This is a genomic window from Streptomyces chisholmiae, from assembly GCF_031845445.1.
In the GTDB taxonomy this organism is placed as follows: Bacteria; Actinomycetota; Actinomycetes; order Streptomycetales; family Streptomycetaceae; genus Streptomyces; species Streptomyces chisholmiae.
Genome location: NZ_JAVREO010000045.1, coordinates 1 through 3,307 on the forward strand (window position 1 = coordinate 1; position 3,307 = coordinate 3,307).

General features: G+C 56.7%; 1 rRNA gene. It reads right to left on the reverse strand.

Annotation, left to right across the window (positions count from 1 at the left end):
* Window positions 1–22: 22 nt before the first annotated feature.
* Window positions 23–3,137, reverse strand: a 23S ribosomal RNA gene (locus RM844_RS31940).
* Between the last annotated feature and the right edge of the window lie 170 nt (window positions 3,138–3,307).

Sequence of the window (3,307 nt, forward strand, 5' to 3'; positions counted from 1 at the left end):
TTCACAGTGGACGCGAGCATCTATGGACAAGCCCTCGGCCTATTAGTACCGGTCAACTCCACCCATTACTAGGCTTCCATCTCCGGCCTATCAACCCTGTGGTCTACAGGGAGCCTTACCCCATCAAGTGGGTGGGAGTCCTCATCTCGAAGCAGGCTTCCCGCTTAGATGCTTTCAGCGGTTATCCCTCCCGAACGTAGCCAACCAGCCATGCCCTTGGCAGAACAACTGGCACACCAGAGGTTCGTCCGTCCCGGTCCTCTCGTACTAGGGACAGCCCTTCTCAAGACTCCAACGCGCGCAGCGGATAGGGACCGAACTGTCTCACGACGTTCTAAACCCAGCTCGCGTACCGCTTTAATGGGCGAACAGCCCAACCCTTGGGACCAACTCCAGCCCCAGGATGCGACGAGCCGACATCGAGGTGCCAAACCATCCCGTCGATACGGACTCTTGGGGAAGATCAGCCTGTTATCCCCGGGGTACCTTTTATCCGTTGAGCGACGGCGCTCCCACAAGCCACCGCCGGATCACTAGTCCCTGCTTTCGCACCTGCTCGACCTGCCAGTCTCACAGTCAAGCTCCCTTGTGCACTTACACTCACCACCTGATAACCAACCAGGCTGAGGGAACCTTTGGGCGCCTCCGTTACTCTTTAGGAGGCAACCGCCCCAGTTAAACTACCCACCAGACACTGTCCCCGATCCGGATCACGGACCCAGGTTAGACATCCAGCACGATCAGAGTGGTATTTCAACAACGACTCCACCCACACTGGCGTATGAGCTTCACAGTCTCCCACCTATCCTACACAAACCGAACCGAACACCAATATCAAGCTATAGTAAAGGTCCCGGGGTCTTTCCGTCCTGCTGCGCGAAACGAGCATCTTTACTCGTACTGCAATTTCACCGGGCCTATGGTTGAGACAGCCGAGAAGTCGTTACGCCATTCGTGCAGGTCGGAACTTACCCGACAAGGAATTTCGCTACCTTAGGATGGTTATAGTTACCACCGCCGTTTACTGGCGCTTAAGTTCCCAGCTTCGCCACACCGAAATGCAACTAACCAGTCCCCTTAACGTTCCAGCACCGGGCAGGCGTCAGTCCGTATACATCGCCTTACAGCTTCGCACGGACCTGTGTTTTTAGTAAACAGTCGCTTCTCGCTAGTCTCTGCGGCCACCCCCAGCTCCAGCAGTAAATGCCTTCACCAGAAGAGGCCCCCCTTCTCCCGAAGTTACGGGGGCAATTTGCCGAGTTCCTTAACCATAGTTCACCCGAACGCCTCGGTATACTCTACCTGACTACCTGAGTCGGTTTAGGGTACGGGCCACCATGAAACATCGCTAGAGGCTTTTCTCGACAGCATAGGATCATCCACTTCACCACAATCGGCTCGGCATCAGGTCTCACCCAAAAATCGCGCGGATTTACCTACACGACGGGCCACACCCTTACCCCGGGAATAACCACCACCCGGGCTGGACTACCTTCCTGCGTCACCCCATCACTCACCTACTACCCCCTCGGGTCACCGGCTCCACCACTCCCTCCAACGTCAAAGACGAAGAAAGGCGGCTTCACGGGCTTAGCATCAGAAGATTCAGCGCTGGCGCTCCATAGCGGGTACCGGAATATCAACCGGTTGTCCATCGACTACGCCTGTCGGCCTCGCCTTAGGTCCCGACTTACCCTGGGCAGATCAGCTTGACCCAGGAACCCTTAGTCAATCGGCGCACACGTTTCTCACGCATGTATCGCTACTCATGCCTGCATTCTCACTCGTGAACCGTCCACAACACGTTTACACGGCTGCTTCACCCAGCACACGACGCTCCCCTACCCACCACACAAAATGCGGTGACACGACTTCGGCGGTGTACTTGAGCCCCGCTACATTATCGGCGCAGAATCACTCGACCAGTGAGCTATTACGCACTCTTTCAAGGGTGGCTGCTTCTAAGCCAACCTCCTGGCTGTCTCTGCGACTCCACATCCTTTCCCACTTAGCACACGCTTAGGGGCCTTAGTCGATGCTCTGGGCTGTTTCCCTCTCGACCATGGAGCTTATCCCCCACAGTCTCACTGCCGCGCTTACAACTTACCGGCATTCGGAGTTTGGCTAAGGTCAGTAACCCGGTAAGGCCCATCACCTATCCAGTGCTCTACCTCCGGCAAGAAACACACGACGCTGCACCTAAATGCATTTCGGGGAGAACCAGCTATCACGGAGTTTGATTGGCCTTTCACCCCTAACCACAGGTCATCCCCCAGATTTTCAACTCTGGTGGGTTCGGGCCTCCACGCGGTCTTACCCACGCTTCACCCTGCCCATGGCTAGATCACTCCGCTTCGGGTCTAGGGCATGCTACTCAAACGCCCTCTTCGGACTCGCTTTCGCTACGGCTCCCCAACACAGGTTAACCTCGCAACACACCGCAAACTCGCAGGCTCATTCTTCAAAAGGCACGCAGTCACGACACAGCAGGACAAGTCCCACTGTGCGACGCTCCCACGGCTTGTAGGCACACGGTTTCAGGTACTCTTTCACTCCGCTCCCGCGGTACTTTTCACCATTCCCTCACGGTACTATCCACTATCGGTCACCAGGGAATATTTAGGCTTAACGGGTGGTCCCGCCAGATTCACACAGGATTTCTCGGGCCCTGTGCTACTTGGGAAACACACAAGAGAGCCACCATGATTTCGCCTACGGGGGTCTTACCCTCTACGCCGGGCCTTTCGCATGCCCTTCGACTACCACAATGGTTTCTTACTCTCCGACCGTCCGGCAGAACGATCAATGCACGCTCCCACAACCCCGCCTGCGCAACCCCTGCCGGGTATCACACACAAACGGTTTAGCCTCATCCGGTTTCGCTCACCACTACTCCCGGAATCACGGTTGTTTTCTCTTCCTGCGGGTACTGAGATGTTTCACTTCCCCGCGTTCCCTCCAAACCGCCTATACATTCAGCGGCAGGTGACAGCCCATAACGACTGCCGGGTTTCCCCATTCGGACACCCCCGGATCACAGCTCGGTTGACAGCTCCCCGGGGCCTATCGCGGCCTCCCACGTCCTTCATCGGTTCCTGGTGCCAAGGCATCCACCGTGCGCCCTTAATAACTTGGCCACAGATGCTCGCGTCCACTGTGCAATTCTCAACCAACAACCAGTCCGCCGAAACCACCCCTCCTCACGGAGAACCAGCCCCAGCCCTGGCAGACCCGAAGACAACACCCACACGCAAAAAAGCGCGCGACCGTGCCCTCAGACACCCAACAGCGTGCCCAACATCCATGA